The following is a 16,064-nucleotide window of genomic DNA, read 5'->3' as shown; positions in this document are numbered from 1 at the left end:
GTCAGTGATTCTCCTCTGGGAGGGCGGCCAGCAGGGCCGTCACCTCGGACATGAGTTGCGGCACGTTGTCCTGCACCACCCGCCACACCAGTCCGTGGTCGATCAGGTCATAGCCGTGGCTGAGCTGATTGCGGAAATCGACGATGCGGCGGTGGTGGCTGATGCGGGCTGCGGTTCCCGGATCGTGGCGGGCGATACGGTTCACCGCTTCTCCAATGACCTCCAGCTGACGTTCGACCGCTGAACGCAGCAGGGCGCTCCGGCGGTATTCCTCCAGCGTGTGCCCGGCGACGAACGAGGCGATCAGTCCGGCGGCAGCCTGCACGTCCTCCAGCCACTTGCGGGTCTTAGGCGGCATAGATCAGCGTTCGGGTGTCCTGAGCCTGCCGGCGGAGCGGGGCGCTGCCCAGCGCCTGCCTCGACACCAGATCGACCGGGCGGCCCAGCAGACGGCTCAGCGCGTCCCGAAGGTCGAAAAAGCGGCTCAGCCAGGGGCCAAGATCGGTCTCAGGGGCAAACTCGACCAGGAAATCGAGGTCAGAGCGGGATGGATCGTAGTCGGGCGTCAGCGCCGAGCCGAACAGCTCCAGCCGGACGACTCCGGTCTCCACCAGCAGACGCTCCAGATCGGCGCGGTGGGTCTCGATCAGATCGAGTGGCCTCATGGACTCCAGCATGACACCCCGGCCCGGCATCATCATGCCCCGACCCCCACCACATCCCCCGGCAGCGCGATCTTCCCCATTACCGCCGTCGCCGCCGCCACGGCCGGGCTCGCCAGATAGATTCTCGCGTCCTTATCGCCCATGCGGCCGATGAAGTTGCGATTTGAAGTGCTCACGCAGACCTCGCCGGGGGCCAGCACGCCCTGATGCCGGCCCATGCAGGGGCCGCAGCCCGGCGTGCCCAGCACCGCCCCGGCACGTTGCAGGGTCAGCAGCGTGCCGTCCTCCATGGCCTGCTCCATGACCTGCGAGGAGGCGGGGATGACCAGCAGTCGGGTGCCGGGGGCGACCTTCTGGCCCCTGAGCACAGCAGCGGCCTCGTGCAGATCCTCGATGCGCCCGTTTGTGCAGGTGCCGATGAACACCTGATCGACCCTCAGTCCCCGCAGCTCGGAGACGTCGTGGACGTTGTCGACCTCGTTCGGGGCCGACATGCGCGGGTTCAGGGCGCTCAGGTCGATCTCGACCTGCTGCACGTAGATCGCGCCGGGATCGGGGTAGACCCACTGGGGCACGTCGTACATGTCCAGGATCTCGCCGCCGGGCACCACCAGCCCGACCTTGGCGCCGGCCTCCACGCATAGGTTCGCCAGCGTCATGCGCTCGCCGCGCGAGAAGCGGCCCCCCGCGTGCATCTCGATGCTCTGGTAGGTCGCTCCGTCCGCGCCCAGCACCCGGATCATCTCCAGGGCCACGTCCTTGGCGCTCACGCCGTCTCTCAAGTCGCCCACGAAGGTCACCTTGACGCTCTCGGGCACCTTCAGCCAGGTCTTGCCACTCGCGGCGGCCAGGGCGATGTCGGTGGCGCCCATGCCGGTGCCGAAGGCGGCCACCGCGCCGTAGGTGGTGGAGTGGCTGTCCGAACCCAGCACGATCCAGCCGGGGCGGGCCAGCCCCTCCTCCATCAGCACCTGATGGCAGATGCCGCGCCCGACGTCGAAGAGGCGCACGCCGGTCTGCGCGGCGTACTCGCGCGCCTCCTTCTGCGCCTGCGCGACCGAGACGGTGGAGGCCGGTGCCACGTGGTCGATGACGATGGAGACCCGCTCCGGAAACTTGGGCACGGCGCCGAGGTCACGCTCCATGCGCTCAATGAAGCTCTGCGCGATGGAATCCACGACCATGACCTGATCGACCTCCACCACCGCGAGGTCGCCGGCATACACAGCCCGGTCGCCGCGCTGCGAGAGGATCTTTTCCGCCATCGTCTGCGCCGTCGTCTGGGGGCGGGGGGAAGGGGAACTCATGGCGCCATTCTCCCCCTTCGCGCAACGGACGGCGTGAGCTTGACTGGAATTGACGGGGATCAGGCTGGCGTTTGAAAAGCGGCGGGCGGTCACCCGAGGCGTCCTACGGGCGAGGGCGGCGCCCGGCAGGCTTTGCCCCCGGATGCAAAACACCCTCCCACAGCGGGGAGGGTGCGGAGGGATCGGGCCGCTAGACCGCCAGGCCCTGCGCGTGGGCCGAGACGTCCTTGCTCTCGTAGTGCTCGGGGGCAGAGTGCTCGGGGGCAACGTACTGGCCGGGCGGCAGGTCGATGGCGGGCGCGTTCGCCTCGAACGGATCCGTCCAGCCCACGTCGTCCAGCGCCTTCTTCCAGGCGCCGATGCTCTCCTGCCGGTAGATCTGGTAGGCAGCCATGCCCACTTCCGGGCCACCCCGGGCGATGACGCTCTCCACCCAGGCCCACTTGGCGGACACGTTGCGCAGTTCGGCGGTGGTGCGCAGCTCCTTCTGGATGCGCTTCATGCGCTTCTCGATGACCTGCACGCCCGCGAAGGGGTCGGCGAAGTGCGGCGTGTGGCGCTTGGGCACGAAGGGGCTGATGCCCAGCGCGATGCGGTTGATGCCCGCGAGTTCCTTGGTGAACGAGATCAGCTCACTGATGTCGTCGTCATTCTCCGGCCCCAGGCCGATCATCATGTAGACCTTGATGCCCTTGAAACCCAGGTCGCGGCTGATGTGCGCGGTCTTGATCAGGTCTTCGGTCGTGATGCCCTTCTTCAGCCAGCGGCGCAGGCGTTCGCTGGGCGCGTCGCTCGCCACCGTGAAGGTGCGCAGGCCGCCCGCCTTGAGGATCTCGGCCAGCTCGGTGTCCACGGTGTCGGCGCGGATGCTGGACACACCCAGCTTGACGCCCCGGTCGGTGAGCGTGCGGCCCACGTACTTGGTGTGCGGGAAGTCCGAGAGGGCCGCACCCACCAGCCCGACCTTCTCCACCCACCCTGGGATGGTGTCCAGCAGCTGCTGGGCCTCGTTGTTGCGGTTGGGGCCGTACATGGTGCGCGCCAGGCAGAAGGTGCAGGGGCGCGGGCAGCCGCGCTGCGCCTCCACCAGGAACATGTTGCTCAGCTCCGAATGCGGCGTGACGATCTGCGAGTAGGCCGGCAGCAGTTCCTTGGGCGCGGTCGCCCAGGTCGGCTCGTGGCTGTGCCGGGCGGGCAGGAAGATGCCGGGCATCCCATCGATCAGGTCGTAGAAATCCTCTCTGGAGGTCGCCTCGCGCAGCGCCTCGGACACCACCGGCACGATCTGCTCGCCGTCCCCGATCACGATGATGTCGGCAAAGGGCGTCAGCGGATACGGATTGGAGGACGTCAGCGGCCCGCCGATCATGACCAGCGCGTCGGAGGCGTCGCGTTCCTCCCGCAGCGGGCGGATGCCGGCCACGTCCAGCGTGCGGATGATGTTGGTCAGGTCGAGTTCGAAGGACACGCTCAACGCGAACAGCTGGCAGTCGCCGGCGTCACGGCCCGATTCCACCGTGGGCAGCGCCTGACCGGTCTTCTCGAAGGCGTCCACGTCGTCGGGCAGGAAGGCGCGCTCGCAGGCGACCCCTTCCTCGTTGTTGAACATGCGGTAGATGACCTGATAGCCCAGCGAGGCCATGCCCACCGAGTAGCGGTTCGGGAAGGCCAGCGTCACGCGGATCGGGGCCTGTTTGAACATGGTGCCGGTCTCGGCGTCCAGCAAAGGTTTCAGGGTATTGCGCCAGTAACTCAAGGAGCCTCCAGTACGCGCTGGAGGACTCCGGGTTCAGGTGGAGGCCGCGCGCGTCACAGCCATGCAGTGTACCCGAAAGTGTTGTCCCAACTGAAGCCCGGCTTACCACTGGCCCGGCGCCGGGGGACGCACCCTGCCCTGCCCAACGGCTGGGGCCCACCACGCTGGGGCTCAGCGCGCCGGCGGAACGCCCTCGGCCCGCTCGCCGCGCCCCGACCGCTGTGAACTCTCCGGCACTGTGCCCGACGGATAGAGCCAGCGCAGGAACACCAGGAACAGGCCGATCACGGTCGCCGTGCTGGTGGTCAGGAAGGCGACGATGACGGTGCTGTCGAGCTTGAAGGGCCGGCCGCCCAGGGTGCCCCAGCCCTGCGCCAGGGTCAGGGTCACGTCGGCCACCAGCCACAGCACCGACACGCCAAACACGCTCAGGCCGATCAGCAGGCGCAGCAGCCGCTGATCGACGGCCTCGCGGTAGCGCAGCTCGCGGGTGCGCCGATCCAGTTCGCCCTGGGAGGGCAGGTCGCGCCGCTCGACTTCCAGCCCCTGCTGGATGGCGCGGCTGATGGGCGTCAGGGTCGTCTCCTGCGCGGTGACGGTCGTCCCTGGAGCAGCGGTGTCCGGTGTGGCTTCAGGCACTCCGCGCTAGTCCGGTGTAGTACTCGCGGGTGATCTCGTTGGGGATCAGATCGGTCGGCAGGCCATAGGTCTGAGACCAGGGGCTGCCCGAGCGGTGGGTCAGGCGCGAGAGTTCCTCGCCCTCCATGCAGCCGTAGTTGGCCCACACCGAGCGGATGACCTCCAGCGCCTCGGCGTCGGTGCCCAGGTCGGGTTCCCCGGCCGACACCGGCAGTTCGCCGTCGATGGGCCGGGTGCCGCGTTCGCCCCAGTGCTGCCACAGGCGACGCACGACCGGCCCCCCGCGCCAGGCGTGCACGGTGTTGTAGATCAGCGGGCGACCCAGCAGCGCCAGCGTGAAGCCGTGGGCGATATACACCAGCTTGTGCACCTGCATCTGGGTCAGGTCGCGGCCCTCCGCGCGGGCCATGGTCAGGAAGGTGTTCGCCACCACCTCGGCGGCGTACCCGGTGCGTTTGGGATCGTCAATGGCGATGGTCATGGCGAGACCTCCTTTCTGCCCTCAGCGTAACATTTTTCACGTCGTGACGTCACCCCGGGAGCGTCCGGGAGCGGCCAGATTTGCCTTCAGTCAGCCCTCCGCGGGGGCTGGAGGCGACTCCTGCGGGGCCACCGGCCCGGACACACGGACAGGGGGAACGGGTGCGGAGGACACGCCTCGCCGTCTGCCCCCCCCGGGCGCGCCAGGAGTGGCCGGTCGCCACGCACTGGCCACGAAATACACCAGGCCCGAGAGCAGGCCCGTGAACACCAGAAACCACAGCAGCCGCGAGAGCACGCCTGCCGTGCCCACCACCACCACGCCCACCCCGACCAGAAGTTGCCCCAGCACCCAGATCAGCGCCAGGGCCGTGACGGCCAGTAGCAGCACGCCCACCAGAGCCAGGATCACACGCGCCATATGAGGGAGTATCGCAGATGGGTGATGGTCGATGGTTGATGGAAAAAGGAGGCCAGGGCACCCGCCCCAGCCCCCCTGTGACCATCAACGGTCACCCATCGACTATCTACATGTTCCCAATCAGGTTGTCCGCGAACACGCTGGTCTTCACCTCGGTCGCGCCGTCCATCAGGCGGGCGAAGTCGTAGGTGACGGTCTTCTGGCCGATGGTCTTGCTGAGGCTCGACAGGATCAGGTCGGCAGCTTCCGTCCAGCCCAGGTAGCGCAGCATCATCTCGCCCGAGAGGATCACCGAGGAGGGATTGATGACGTCCTTGCCGGCGTACTTGGGCGCGGTGCCGTGGGTCGCCTCGAAGACGGCGGTGCCCGAGACGTAGTTGATGTTGGCGCCCGGCGCGATGCCGATGCCGCCGACCTGCGCGGCCAGCGCGTCGGAGATGTAGTCGCCGTTCAGGTTCAGCGTGGCGATCACGTCGTACTCCTTCGGGCGCAGCAGGATCTGCTGCAGGAAGGCGTCGGCGATCACGTCCTTGATCACGATGCCGCCGGGGAGCTGCAGCCAGGGGCCGCCGTCGATCTCGACGCCGCCGAATTCACGCTTGGCGAGGTCGTAGCCCCAGTCGCGGAAGCCGCCCTCCGTGAACTTCATGATGTTGCCCTTGTGCACCAGCGTGACCGACTTGCGGCCGTTGTCGATGGCGTACTGGATGGCAGCGCGCACCAGCCGCTCGGTGCCCTCCTGGCTCACGGGCTTGACGCCGAAGGAGGAGGTGTCCGGGAAGCGGATCTTCCTGACGCCCATCTCGCTCACCAGGAAGTCGCGCATCTTGGCGGCCTCGGGCGTGCCGGCCATGTACTCGATCCCGGCGTAGATGTCCTCGGTGTTCTCGCGGAAGATCACCATGTCCACGTTCTCGGGATTCTTCACCGGGCTGGGCACACCCTCGAAGTACTGCACCGGGCGCAGGCAGGCGTAGAGGTCGAGTTCCTGGCGCAGCGCCACGTTGATCGAGCGGATCCCGCCGCCGACCGGCGTGGTCAGCGGCCCCTTGATACCGATCAGGTACTCCTTGAAAGCTTCCACGGTGGCCGGCGGCAGCCAGACGGCCTCGCCGTAGACCTCGTTGGCCTTGTCGCCCGCGTAGACCTCCATCCACTCGACCTTGCGCCGGCCGCCGTAGGCCTTCTCCACGGCGGCGTCCAGCACGCGCACGGAGGCCCTCCAGATGTCGGCCCCGGTGCCGTCGCCTTCCACGAAGGGAATGATGGGGTGATCCGGCACCTGCAGTTTGCCACCGCTCATGCTGATCTTCTCGCCCTGCGCGGGCACCTTGATATGGCTATCGATCTGTGTATCCATGACGTGAAGCACTGTAGCGCCCCGAACCCGCCCGGACGCAACTCTCTGCGAATGGTGTCCGGAGCCCGGCCGAGGCGCCGGAACCGCCGTGTCCAGGCGGAGAGACGCCGCGCAGCGCCCTCCCCCAACAGGCCGGATGAGGACTGACTCAAGGGACTTGCGAGAATTGATAGCGGCGGCCTGAGCCTCACTTCATGCCCCGGCCACCAGGGAGGATCAGGCTGTGGAGACCCATACCGGGAATCCACTCCACAGGAGGTTGACGCATGACGGACAAAAGTGCTGCTGGAAACATGGTGGACGCTGCCAAGGCCAAGATCAACGAGGGGGCCGACCGCGCCCGCGAGGCCGGTCACAATGTCGCGCACGCCGTGACGGGAGACGCCTCCCACAAGGCCGAGGCCCTGGAAGACCGCGCCAAGGCGGGAGTCCACAACAAGCAGGCCGACATGGAGTACAGCGAGGGCAAACGCGAAGCGAAGGACGGCGACGGCCACTGAAGCTCCGCAACATCGAAGCGCCCGGGGAAAGTTCTCCCCGGGCGTTTCTCTTCATCGATCGGGCCAAAGCCTCAGGGCCCCAGATCAGGGATAGGACACCACGTACTCGGGCTGCCCGACCCGACTGGTATCGACCGCCGCGCCCACGCCGTTGACCACGTGCTTAATGGTGCCGGCGCTGAGGTTCACGGTCATGATGTGGCGCAGCCGCACGCCGGGCGTCCGGGGCACCTCGAAGCCGTTCTCGGTGACGATGGACGGGTTGTTCTGGTTGAACACGTACACCCCGCCCCCCTGCAGGCTGTGCGTCCTGACGCCGTCGGCCACCTTGTAGCCGGCCCAGCCCAACACGGGGCCGTTCATCCAGTCCATCTGGGTGGGCGGATCGTAGGGCAGTTCGTTCTGGTACAGCACGACATTACCGCGCTCGCCGTTCCAGACCGTGTTGTACTGCTGGAAGTGCTCGACGAACAGGCCGGTGGCCGTGACGTCGTTCCCGTTCACGACCACGCCCTGCCGGCCGATGTTGGTGCGCCAGCGATCCGTATCGCCGTTCACGCCCTGGGTGAAGCCCTCGGTGCCGTGGTCGGCGCGCCAGACCCAGATGTGGTCGATCAGCACGTGATCGCTGTTGACTTCCAGGGCCGTGTCGACCTTGCCGATGTGCGGGCCGCCCACGCGGAAGTACACGTCGCTGAGGGTCGTGGGATTGGCGTGGTCGTTCTTCTTCGCGCCGTTGTTGCCGTTCTTCGTGCCGATCTGCAGCAGGAGTTCGGACTGGGCCGGCCCCGCGTCCAGCGTCACGCCGGCGATCACCACGCCGGGCACGTCGGCCACCCGCAGGGGCGTGGCGCCGTCCGTGGAGGTCAGGGTGGCGTGGCCCAGGCCCAGCACCACCGTGTCGGCGCGCTTGACCAGGATGCTCCGCGGCACGTCGTAGAGGCCCGGCGTCAGCAGCAGGTGGCGGCCACGCGCGAGTTCGGTGTTGATGACCTGCACGCTGTCTCCCGGCCGCGCCACGAAGAAGTCGCTCAGGGGCAGGGTGCGCCCGGCCGTGGCCGCTGTTCCCCACGACAGGCCGCGCGTGTTCGTGCGCGCCACCGGCACCCGCACCTGATAGGCGCCCGAGCCGTCCACGTACAGGTAGGGCTTCTCGCGGCTGACCGGCGTGGTGTCGAGGGTCGTGTAGGGCGGATTCGGGAAGCCGGCCTCGGAGGGGGCGCCCTCGACGCCCGAGAACACCTGGTTCCACACGCCGTTCGACCAGCCCGCCACGGCGCTGTTGCGGGTCAGCCACTGCTGCTGCGAGCCGTTGATGACGAAGGGCAGCTTGCTGTCGGCGATGAAGCCGCCGCTGGCGAACTGCGGCCCGGCCGTGCAGTAGTCCATCAGCGACAGGTTGCCCCCGCGAACCTCCACCCGGCGCAGCGAGGTCGCCTGCGACACCGCCCAGAAGTTGGCCGAGGCGCGGCAGCCGTCCTGGCCCAGCGCGTTGATGTCCACGGTCAGATTGGATGCCGTTCGCCAGAAGTTGTTCAGCGCGATGCAGTTGCTGGTGCCGCCGTCTCCCAGGCAGCGGTTGTAGACCTCCAGCTTGCCGTTGATCACCACGTCGCCCGGCGTAGCCCCCAGACCGGCGATCTCGGTGTAGTAGCCCACCTTGATCTGCAGGGGCTGCTGGGGGGTGCCGTAGGTGCCGGGCCGGAACAGGAAGGCGTAGCGCCCACTGCCCATCTCGTCGTTCACCTGCCGGGCGTGCGCGGCGTCCAGGGCGGCCTGGATCTGCGCGACCGGCATGGCGGGGTCGAACACGGTGACGTTCGGCCCCAGGTCGCTCCGGACGGCCGGGGCGGCGGCGGCCTGGAGCCCGTCGCCCTGCAACCCGTCACCCTGCGCCGCGGGGGCCGGCGTGCGGGCGCAGGCGCCGAGCAGCAGGGTGCTGCCCAGTACGGCCGCCAGCACCTCAATCGACCGGAACCGGGTCGGGGCGCCTCGACCGGCGCGGGGGGCGGGCGGTGACGGTGGGATACCTTCAACCATTCTCTTCATAGCTGACCTCGCTGGGGATGGCCTCTGTGGGACGTGGTGCGCGCTGCTGTGCGTGTGACCGGTCTTCGACGGGCTCAGCCTGCCTCCTCTCTCCTCATCAGATAGCCTCCCTGAATCTTGAAAGCGCTTTCAAAACGGACGACGACGGAACTCATATGTGTACAGGAACGGTGCCTCGTTATTAGAGGGAAAGTCAGCCGGGCCCAGATGAGAGCAGGTCTTGATCCTTCGTTCAGGCGTGCCCGGTGGGGTCTGCACGGTGGACGCTCGGCCCCGGGGTAGACAGGCCGCCCTGCGGGCCGCAGCCTTTCATGCTCGCCCCCTGAGAACTGCGTAAAGTAACGCCCATGACCACAACTCCCCGGCGCCGTTCGCGCCGTGAAGAACACCGGCTGGGCGGAACCGGCGCCAAGGTGACCCTCCGCAACACGCTGATCGCCTACGCCTTCATGATCCCGTTTCTCGTGCTGCTGGTGATGTTCCACACCTGGCCGGTGTTCTTCGGCACCTTCCTGGCCTTCACCAAGTACAACATCATCAGCCCGCCGCAGTGGGTGGGGCTGGACAACTTCCGGGGGCTGCTGCAGGACGAGCAGTTCTGGTCGGGCCTGCGAAATTCGCTGAAGTACATCCTGATCGTCCCGGTGATCCAAGTCATCAGCATTCTGGTCGCGCTGCTGGTGAACCGGCCCCTGAAGGGCATCGCCTTTTTCCGCACCGCGTACTACGTGCCGGCCATCACCAGTTTCGCGGTGGTGGGCCTGATCTGGAACTGGATGTACCAGCAGGGCGGCCCCGTCAACGCCGTGCTGAGCACCCTGGGGCTGATGACCGAAGACCGCGGCCTGCTCAACAATCCGGCGACCGCGCTGCTGGCGGTCATGTTCGTCACGCTCTGGAAGGGCATCGGCTACTACATGGTGCTGTACCTGGCGGGCCTGCAGAACATCAGCCAGGAGCTGGACGACGCCGCCACCATCGACGGCGCCACGCGCTGGCAGGTCTTCTGGAACGTGACCATTCCGGGCCTGCGCCCCACGATCCTGGTGTGCTCGCTGCTCTCGACCATCTCGGCGATCAAGGTCTTCGAGGAGATCTACGTGATGACCCAGGGCGGCCCGGCCGGCAGCACCTATTCGGCGCTGTTCTACACCTATTCCAAGGCCTTTCAGGACTTCCAGTACGGCATGGCCGCCGCCGCCGGGCTGATCATCGCGGTCATCTCCATCTTCTTCGGGCTGATCAACTTCCGCATCACGCGTGGGGGGAAAATCGATGGCTGACGCGACCCTTCCGGCCCCCGCCCTGCAGGCCGACCCCTACGCCGTGGCCGCCGCGCAGGTCAAGGCCCGCCGCAAACGCCGCGACCGGCTGGTCAATACGCTGGCCTACACCGTGCTGGTGCTGATCGCGCTGATCATGCTCTACCCCTTCTACTGGACGCTGATCACGTCCTTCGAGCCCACCGGCAACATCTACGAGGCCAAGCTGCTGCCCAGCGGCTTCAGTCTGAAAAACTATGCCGAGATGTGGCGCGGCACCACGGTGCCCTTCTGGCGGCTGATCCTGAACTCGGTGATCATCTGCACGCTGGGCGTGACCCTGACCGTGACGCTGGCGACCCTGGCGGCCTATCCGCTCGCCAAGATGCGATTTCCGGGGCGCGACCTGATCTTCTACGCCATCCTGGCGCTGATGGTGCTGCCCAACGAGGCCGGATTGATCGTCAACTACATCACCGTGATCAAGCTGAAGCTGCTGTCGCAGACGAATTTCGCGGTGTTCGACATGGCCAAGCAGTATCTCGCGGTGGTGCTGCCGGGCATCGCGTCCATCGTGGGCCTGTTCCTGCTGCGCCAGGCGTACCTGAGCGTGCCGCTGGAACTGATCGAGGCCGCGCGCATCGACGGCGCCTCGGAGCTGAAGATCTGGCGGCGGATCATGCTGCCCCTCGCCATGCCGACCATCGCGGCCTTCGCCATCTTCGAGTTCGTGGCGTACTGGAACTCCTTCCTGTGGGCGCGCATCATGCTGCCCGACAAGGAGCTGATGCCACTCTCGGCCGGTCTGCTGGAGCTGTCGGGCACCTTCTCCACCAACAGCCGCGCGGTCATGGCGGGCGCCGTGATCACGATCATTCCTATCCTGATCGTGTTCGCCTTCGGCCAGCGCTACTTCATGAAGGGGCTGGAGGGGGCGGTGAAGGGGTGAGGGCTGGCCTAGCGTTGGGAATCGCGTTGGCCCTGACCGCGTGCAGCAGTCTGGGTCAGCCCCAAGTGATCGAGTACGACATGGAGGTGCGGAGCGTCGAGATTCCGGCCGGAACCCCGGCAAACGCACCACTGGACGTGGTGGTCGAGGTCACTGTGGGCGGGTGCACCTCGTTTAAACGCTTCGAGGCCCAGCGTACGGCCAGCATGCTCCGACTCCGAGCCATCGGCAATCAAGTATTTGAGCCGGGCACAGTCTGCCCCGCCTATCTCGGCTGGACCAAGCACACCTACACCGACCCCGGCACCCCCACCCGCACTGGCCCCTTCGAGGTCGTCGTGAACGGCAAATCCTGGGGCACGGTGGTGGTGCGATGAAAGCCATCCGTCCCCGGTACGCCCTGCTGGCCGCCGCGCTGCTGCTGTCCGGGTGCAACCTCCTGTCTCTGCCCCGCACGGTGCCGCTGGCAGTGGTCGGGATGGCACTGCCGGCCACAGTGGCCCCATCTGCACCTTTGGTCGTCACACTGCGCTACAGCGTGGGCTGCGGCGACAGCGAGGAAGCAGTGGCCCTGGCATCGCGCACCGCCACACGCCTTGTGCTGAGCGCCACCGCCCGGAACCGACAATCGCCGGGCACAGCCTGCCCCGCCATTTATATCGAGCGGGCTCTGGAATACACGGATTCCGGTACCCCTGCCCGCACCGATCCCTTCGAGGTCGTCGTGAACGGCAAGGCGTGGGGCTCGGTGGTGGTGCGATGACGGCTCAATCGCTGCCGTGGGTGGTTCTGGCATGTGGTCTGGTGACGTCATGTGATACGGCACCACAGTTCCGCACTGTGCCGGTCACGGTGGTCAAGGTGACCCTTCCTGACGTGGTAACACCTACCGAAGTGATGTCGGTCAGCATGCGGTATGACGCCGGCTGCGGAAACCTTGAGCCTGATGTGTCCCAAAACATTCGGACGGCATTGACGCTCGCATTGAGCGTCACGACTCAGGTCAGCGTTGAACCCCCTCCACCATGTCCACCCGTGTACATCGAGAAGACGCTGGCCTACACCGACCCCGGCACCCCCGCCCGCACTGGTCCCTTTGAGGTCATCGTGAACGGCAAGAGCTGGGGCTCGGTGCAGGTGAAATAGGCGCTAGCGTAGTTGTCCAATGACTCTCCCCTACCGAACCCTTGAACAGTCCTGGGACGTGATCGTGGCCGGAGGCGGCACGGCCGGCGCCATCGCGGGCATCGCCGCCGCGCGGGCCGGGGCGCGGGTGCTGGTCGTGGAGGCCCAGGGCAGCCTGGGCGGCACCGGCACCAACGCCTGGGTCACGCCGCTAATGCGCAATGTCTCCAGCGGCGAGAACTTGAACCGGGGCCTGACCGACGACCTCAAGGCCCGCCTGCACGCGCGCGGCGACGGCGCCACGGATCCCGGCGGCAACGACAACTGGTTTAACCCGGAAGGCATGAAGTTCGTGCTGGAGGGGATGCTCCTGGAGGCCGGGGGCGAGGTGCTGTACCACACGCATGTGGTGGGGCCGCTGATGGCGGAGGGCGCAGAAGGCGGAAGGCAGAAGGCAGAAGGCGAAGGGCACATGACCATCCACTCCCTCGTCATCCACAACAAGGGCGGGCTGCAGGCGCTTCGTGCGTCCGTGTTCATCGACGCCACCGGGGACGCCGACGTGGCCGCGCTCTCGGGTGTGCCAATGACCGGCGGCGACGAGGACGGGGTGCATCAGGCCATGAGCCTGCGCTTCACGCTGGCGGGGGTGGACACGGCGCGGCTGCGCGAGTTCCTGAACGCGCACGGGCAGTGGCAGGACAGCCCCCAGTTCATGCACTTCTGGATGGTCTGGGGCAAGAAGAGTTCGCTGGAGGGGCTGTTCCGCCGGGCGGTGGCGGAGGGTGTGCTGCTGGAGCGCGACGGCGACTACTTCCAGGGCTTCTCCGTACCGGGGCGGCCCGGCGAGATCAGCTTCAACTGCCCGCGCATCCGGGGCGACCTGCACGACGGCGCCGACCCCTGGCAGCTCAGCGCCGCGCAGGTGGACGGCCGGCAGGCCATCGACCGCCTGACCGCCTTCTGCCGGAGATACCTGCCAGGCTGCGAGGCCGCCTTCATCGGCGTGGTGGCCCCGATGGTGGGCATCCGCGAATCGCGCCGGATCGTGGGGGAGTACACCCTGACGCTGGACGACATACTCGACTGCGCGCACTTCCCGGACTCCATCTGCCGCAACCACTACCCGGTCGACATCCACAACGTCCGGGACGGCGCCAAACTGCTGCACGAGCGGGAAGGGACGGCGCCCTATTTCGCCGCCGACGCGTACCACGAGATTCCCTACCGCTGCATCGTGCCCCGGGGTATACGGAACCTGCTGGTGCCGGGACGCGCGGCGAGCAGCACCTTCGAGGCGCAGTCGAGCATCCGGGTACAGCAGAACTGCCACACCATGGGCGAGGCGGCGGGCATCGCGGCCGCCTGGGCCGCGCAGGCGGGCGGGTCGGTGCGAGAGGTCGACGTGGCGGCCCTGCAGGGGGAGATGCGGCGGCTGGGCGGACGGGTCTGAGCATGAACCGGAAGATGGACATGAACCGAAAGGCGCGCTGCCGAAGGGCTCCGGTCACCTGATCGTGCAGGGTGTTACAGGACAGTTCAGACGTCTGGCCGGCCGCCACGGCACTCCCGGTCACGCGGGGGTCGCCCGCGACTCCAGCCCTCTGATGACCGCCGGTCACCCGGCCGCCTCCGGTCACCGCACCGGGGCGCACAGCGCCGCGCATTCGTTCGATATGAGAGAAATCTGTAAGCGGCGTCCTGCCACCATGAACCATGCAGTTCACCTCACAGCATCGGGTACCCGTCAGGACGGGACTGTGAAGGCAACTGGCTCTGGGACGGCAGTCAGACCCCTGCAGGCGGCACTCCTCTCCCCCTGGCCGGACGCCGCAGGCAGGTGCCGTGAGCGCTGACCTCGACGCTCAGACGCGGGCCACCCTGACGGCCAAGGAAGACGCCCTCTTCGATCTCTTGAACCGCAATCCGGGACGGCTCTTCAACCGGAGCGAGATCCTGGAACGCGTCTGGGGCCTGGACTTCGGCGGAGACGACCGGATCGTGGACGCCTACGTGAAACGGATCCGCCGCAAGGCGGGAGAACACCTGATCGAGACCGTGCGCGGCTCGGGCTACCGGCGGCCGGGAGCGCCGCAGCAGTTGCAGGCGCTGCCGCACTACCGCCACCTGTCGGGCGACGCCCGCATGATCCTGGATCTCGGGCGGCGGATTCTGCGCGTCAATACCACCGACAGCGTGCTGCTGGAGGTCGAGGCCGCCCTGTCGACCACCGTCAAGCTGCGGGGGGTGGCCCTGCTGACCCGGCCGGACACCGGGGGCGGGGCGGTGGCGATGCCCTGGCTGGTGCGCGGCGCCGCCGGCTCGACGGCCGTGGCCTGGTCGGAACTGCCGCCGGTCACCAGCAACCAGCCGGTCTACGAACAGGGCTGGGGCGCGCAGCAGCAGACCGTGGCCCTGCTGCCGCTGGCCGGCTCCGATTCCCCCTGGGGGACGCTGGCCGTCGTGAGTGCGCCCGGCGTGGTCTGGGACACCAGCATGTACGCCCAGCTGGAGGCCGTGGCGGCCCTGGTCAATCCCGCCCTGCGGCTGAACATGGAAATCGATCTGCGGCGCAACGCCGAGCAGGAACTCCGTATCCTCAACGCCGGGCTCGAGGAGCGCGTCCACGAGCGCACCGAACAGCTGCTGCGGGCCATCCAGCAGGCGGAACTGCTGAACCTGCTCTCGCGCCAGCTGGAACAGGCGCGCGGCGTCGCGGAGCTGCTGGAGGTCGGCCTGCCGGTGCTGGCCCGGCTCTCGGGCTACGCCGCCTGCGCGGCCTGGTTTCCCTCCACCCAGGGGCCAGCGCTGGCCGCCTACCGCCAGGACGGCACGGTGCTCGCCGCCGGGATGGTGGCGCGGCCCGGCTCCGGCGGCCTGCCCGGCTCGGGTGGACTGAGCGTGCAGTGCGATATGCAGGGCCAGACGCTGACCATCCACGCCTTCGACCCGGAAGGAGCGGCGCACGGCTCGCACGAGAACACCCCGCTGCTCCAGACGGCCGCCCAGTCGCTGGCCCTGAACCTCTCGCGGCACCTGCACATGCAGGCCATGGAACGCACGGCCCTGACCGACGAGTACACCGGGCTGGGCAACCGGCAGGCCTTCCTGACGGATCTGACGGGCGAGGTGGCCTACAGCGCCCGGCACGGCAGCGGCTTCGTGCTCTCGGTCATCGAGGTGGGGAACATCCGCTTCATGAACGCGACCGTGGGCTACGCGGGGGGCAACGATCTGATCGTGAAACTGGCCCGGCTGCTCCACGACACCGGCCGCACCGAGGACCGGGCCTACCGCCTGAACGGCGCGACCTTCGCCACCCTACTGAGGATTCCTCCCGAACTGGGTCGGCGCAGCGCCCTGGCCGGCTGGCAGGAGCGGCTGCGCGGGGCGCTGCGGGAGTTCGTGAAGGGAGCCCCCTTTCCGGTGGACGTGCTGATCTCGGACGTGGTCTGCCCGGATCAGGCGCGCGAGCTCTCGGAGGTCTTCCGCCTGGCGCTGGACGGCCTGATGCCCATGTCGAGCGCGCCCATGGTGGACAGGCGATAGCA

The 16,064-nt window shown here is 67.7% G+C and carries 16 protein-coding genes; 7 read left to right on the top strand and 9 right to left on the bottom strand.

Annotated features, from left to right (window positions below):
* Position 1 precedes the first annotated feature (1 nt).
* The 8 genes from CVO96_RS15130 to icd form a co-directional block, all read right to left on the bottom strand.
* Positions 2–358, bottom strand: a complete 357-nt coding sequence (locus CVO96_RS15130; protein ID WP_103312937.1) for a HepT-like ribonuclease domain-containing protein — start codon at positions 356–358, stop codon at positions 2–4.
* Positions 348–665, bottom strand: a complete 318-nt coding sequence (locus tag CVO96_RS15125; RefSeq protein ID WP_103313544.1) for a nucleotidyltransferase family protein — start codon at positions 663–665, stop codon at positions 348–350. The genes CVO96_RS15130 and CVO96_RS15125 overlap by 11 nt, the downstream gene beginning before the upstream one ends.
* A 32-nt stretch (positions 666–697) precedes the next feature.
* Positions 698–1,972: a 3-isopropylmalate dehydratase large subunit gene (locus CVO96_RS15120; RefSeq protein ID WP_103312936.1), complete on the bottom strand. Its 1,275-nt coding sequence runs from the start codon at positions 1,970–1,972 to the stop codon at positions 698–700.
* Positions 1,973–2,162: 190 nt separating this feature from the next.
* Positions 2,163–3,728, bottom strand: a complete 1,566-nt coding sequence (locus tag CVO96_RS15115) for a B12-binding domain-containing radical SAM protein (protein ID WP_103312935.1) — start codon at positions 3,726–3,728, stop codon at positions 2,163–2,165.
* Positions 3,729–3,899: 171 nt separating this feature from the next.
* Entirely contained in the window at positions 3,900–4,367 is a 468-nt protein-coding gene (locus CVO96_RS15110; RefSeq protein ID WP_243398389.1) for a hypothetical protein, read from the bottom strand.
* Entirely contained in the window at positions 4,360–4,848 is a 489-nt protein-coding gene (locus tag CVO96_RS15105) for a Panacea domain-containing protein (protein WP_103312934.1), read from the bottom strand. The genes CVO96_RS15110 and CVO96_RS15105 overlap by 8 nt, the downstream gene beginning before the upstream one ends.
* Positions 4,849–4,938: 90 nt before the next feature.
* Positions 4,939–5,268 (bottom strand): hypothetical protein, encoded by a 330-nt coding sequence (locus CVO96_RS21295; protein WP_207795321.1) that lies wholly within the window; start codon positions 5,266–5,268, stop codon positions 4,939–4,941.
* Between the two features lie 106 nt (positions 5,269–5,374).
* Complete coding sequence (gene icd / locus CVO96_RS15095; protein WP_165795390.1) at positions 5,375–6,616, bottom strand: NADP-dependent isocitrate dehydrogenase; 1,242 nt, start codon at positions 6,614–6,616, stop codon at positions 5,375–5,377.
* 278 nt (positions 6,617–6,894) lie between these two features.
* Here icd and CVO96_RS15090 point away from each other — a divergent pair, with 278 nt between their 5' ends.
* The gene (locus CVO96_RS15090) at positions 6,895–7,128 is read left to right on the top strand and encodes a hypothetical protein (protein ID WP_103312932.1); all 234 of its coding nucleotides are present in this window, start codon (positions 6,895–6,897) and stop codon (positions 7,126–7,128) included.
* An 84-nt stretch (positions 7,129–7,212) separates the two neighbouring features.
* Here the strand turns inward: CVO96_RS15090 and CVO96_RS15085 are convergent, their stop codons facing one another.
* Positions 7,213–9,177 (bottom strand): glycosyl hydrolase family 28-related protein, encoded by a 1,965-nt coding sequence (locus CVO96_RS15085; protein ID WP_103312931.1) that lies wholly within the window; start codon positions 9,175–9,177, stop codon positions 7,213–7,215.
* A 347-nt stretch (positions 9,178–9,524) separates the two neighbouring features.
* Between CVO96_RS15085 and CVO96_RS15080 the strand changes: the two genes are divergently transcribed.
* From CVO96_RS15080 to CVO96_RS15055, 6 genes are all read left to right on the top strand, one after another.
* Entirely contained in the window at positions 9,525–10,460 is a 936-nt protein-coding gene (locus CVO96_RS15080; protein ID WP_103312930.1) for a carbohydrate ABC transporter permease, read from the top strand.
* Positions 10,453–11,388, top strand: a complete 936-nt coding sequence (locus tag CVO96_RS15075) for a carbohydrate ABC transporter permease (RefSeq protein WP_103312929.1) — start codon at positions 10,453–10,455, stop codon at positions 11,386–11,388. Before CVO96_RS15080 ends, CVO96_RS15075 begins: the two co-directional genes overlap by 8 nt.
* Positions 11,385–11,765 (top strand): hypothetical protein, encoded by a 381-nt coding sequence (locus CVO96_RS15070; RefSeq protein WP_103312928.1) that lies wholly within the window; start codon positions 11,385–11,387, stop codon positions 11,763–11,765. The genes CVO96_RS15075 and CVO96_RS15070 overlap by 4 nt, the downstream gene beginning before the upstream one ends.
* A complete protein-coding gene (locus tag CVO96_RS15065; RefSeq protein ID WP_103312927.1) occupies positions 11,762–12,151 on the top strand; it encodes a hypothetical protein in 390 nt (129 codons plus the stop codon). Before CVO96_RS15070 ends, CVO96_RS15065 begins: the two co-directional genes overlap by 4 nt.
* Before the next feature lie 402 nt (positions 12,152–12,553).
* Entirely contained in the window at positions 12,554–13,966 is a 1,413-nt protein-coding gene (locus CVO96_RS15060; RefSeq protein ID WP_103312926.1) for an FAD-dependent oxidoreductase, read from the top strand.
* Between the two features lie 392 nt (positions 13,967–14,358).
* A complete protein-coding gene (locus tag CVO96_RS15055) occupies positions 14,359–16,062 on the top strand; it encodes a winged helix-turn-helix domain-containing protein (protein ID WP_103312925.1) in 1,704 nt (567 codons plus the stop codon).
* The last annotated feature ends 2 nt before the right edge of the window (positions 16,063–16,064 follow it).

The sequence above is a fragment of the Deinococcus koreensis genome, from assembly GCF_002901445.1.
GTDB classification, from domain to species: Bacteria; Deinococcota; Deinococci; order Deinococcales; family Deinococcaceae; genus Deinococcus; species Deinococcus koreensis.
This window is presented reverse-complemented; position numbering and strand designations above follow the sequence as displayed.

Bases quoted from the DNA above. Each gene is read 5' to 3' on its own strand.
- CVO96_RS15125 (WP_103313544.1), bottom strand. From the start codon at position 665: ATGAGGCCACTCGATCTGATCGAGACCCACCGCGCCGATCTGGAGCGT.
- CVO96_RS15060 (WP_103312926.1), top strand. From the start codon at position 12,554: ATGACTCTCCCCTACCGAACCCTTGAACAGTCCTGGGACGTGATCGTG.
- CVO96_RS15130 (WP_103312937.1), bottom strand. From the start codon at position 358: ATGCCGCCTAAGACCCGCAAGTGGCTGGAGGACGTGCAGGCTGCCGCC.
- CVO96_RS15065 (WP_103312927.1), top strand. From the start codon at position 11,762: ATGAAAGCCATCCGTCCCCGGTACGCCCTGCTGGCCGCCGCGCTGCTG.
- CVO96_RS15075 (WP_103312929.1), top strand. From the start codon at position 10,453: ATGGCTGACGCGACCCTTCCGGCCCCCGCCCTGCAGGCCGACCCCTAC.
- CVO96_RS15120 (WP_103312936.1), bottom strand. From the start codon at position 1,972: ATGAGTTCCCCTTCCCCCCGCCCCCAGACGACGGCGCAGACGATGGCG.
- CVO96_RS15105 (WP_103312934.1), bottom strand. From the start codon at position 4,848: ATGACCATCGCCATTGACGATCCCAAACGCACCGGGTACGCCGCCGAG.
- CVO96_RS15085 (WP_103312931.1), bottom strand. From the start codon at position 9,177: ATGAAGAGAATGGTTGAAGGTATCCCACCGTCACCGCCCGCCCCCCGC.
- CVO96_RS21295 (WP_207795321.1), bottom strand. From the start codon at position 5,268: ATGGCGCGTGTGATCCTGGCTCTGGTGGGCGTGCTGCTACTGGCCGTC.
- CVO96_RS15080 (WP_103312930.1), top strand. From the start codon at position 9,525: ATGACCACAACTCCCCGGCGCCGTTCGCGCCGTGAAGAACACCGGCTG.
- CVO96_RS15090 (WP_103312932.1), top strand. From the start codon at position 6,895: ATGACGGACAAAAGTGCTGCTGGAAACATGGTGGACGCTGCCAAGGCC.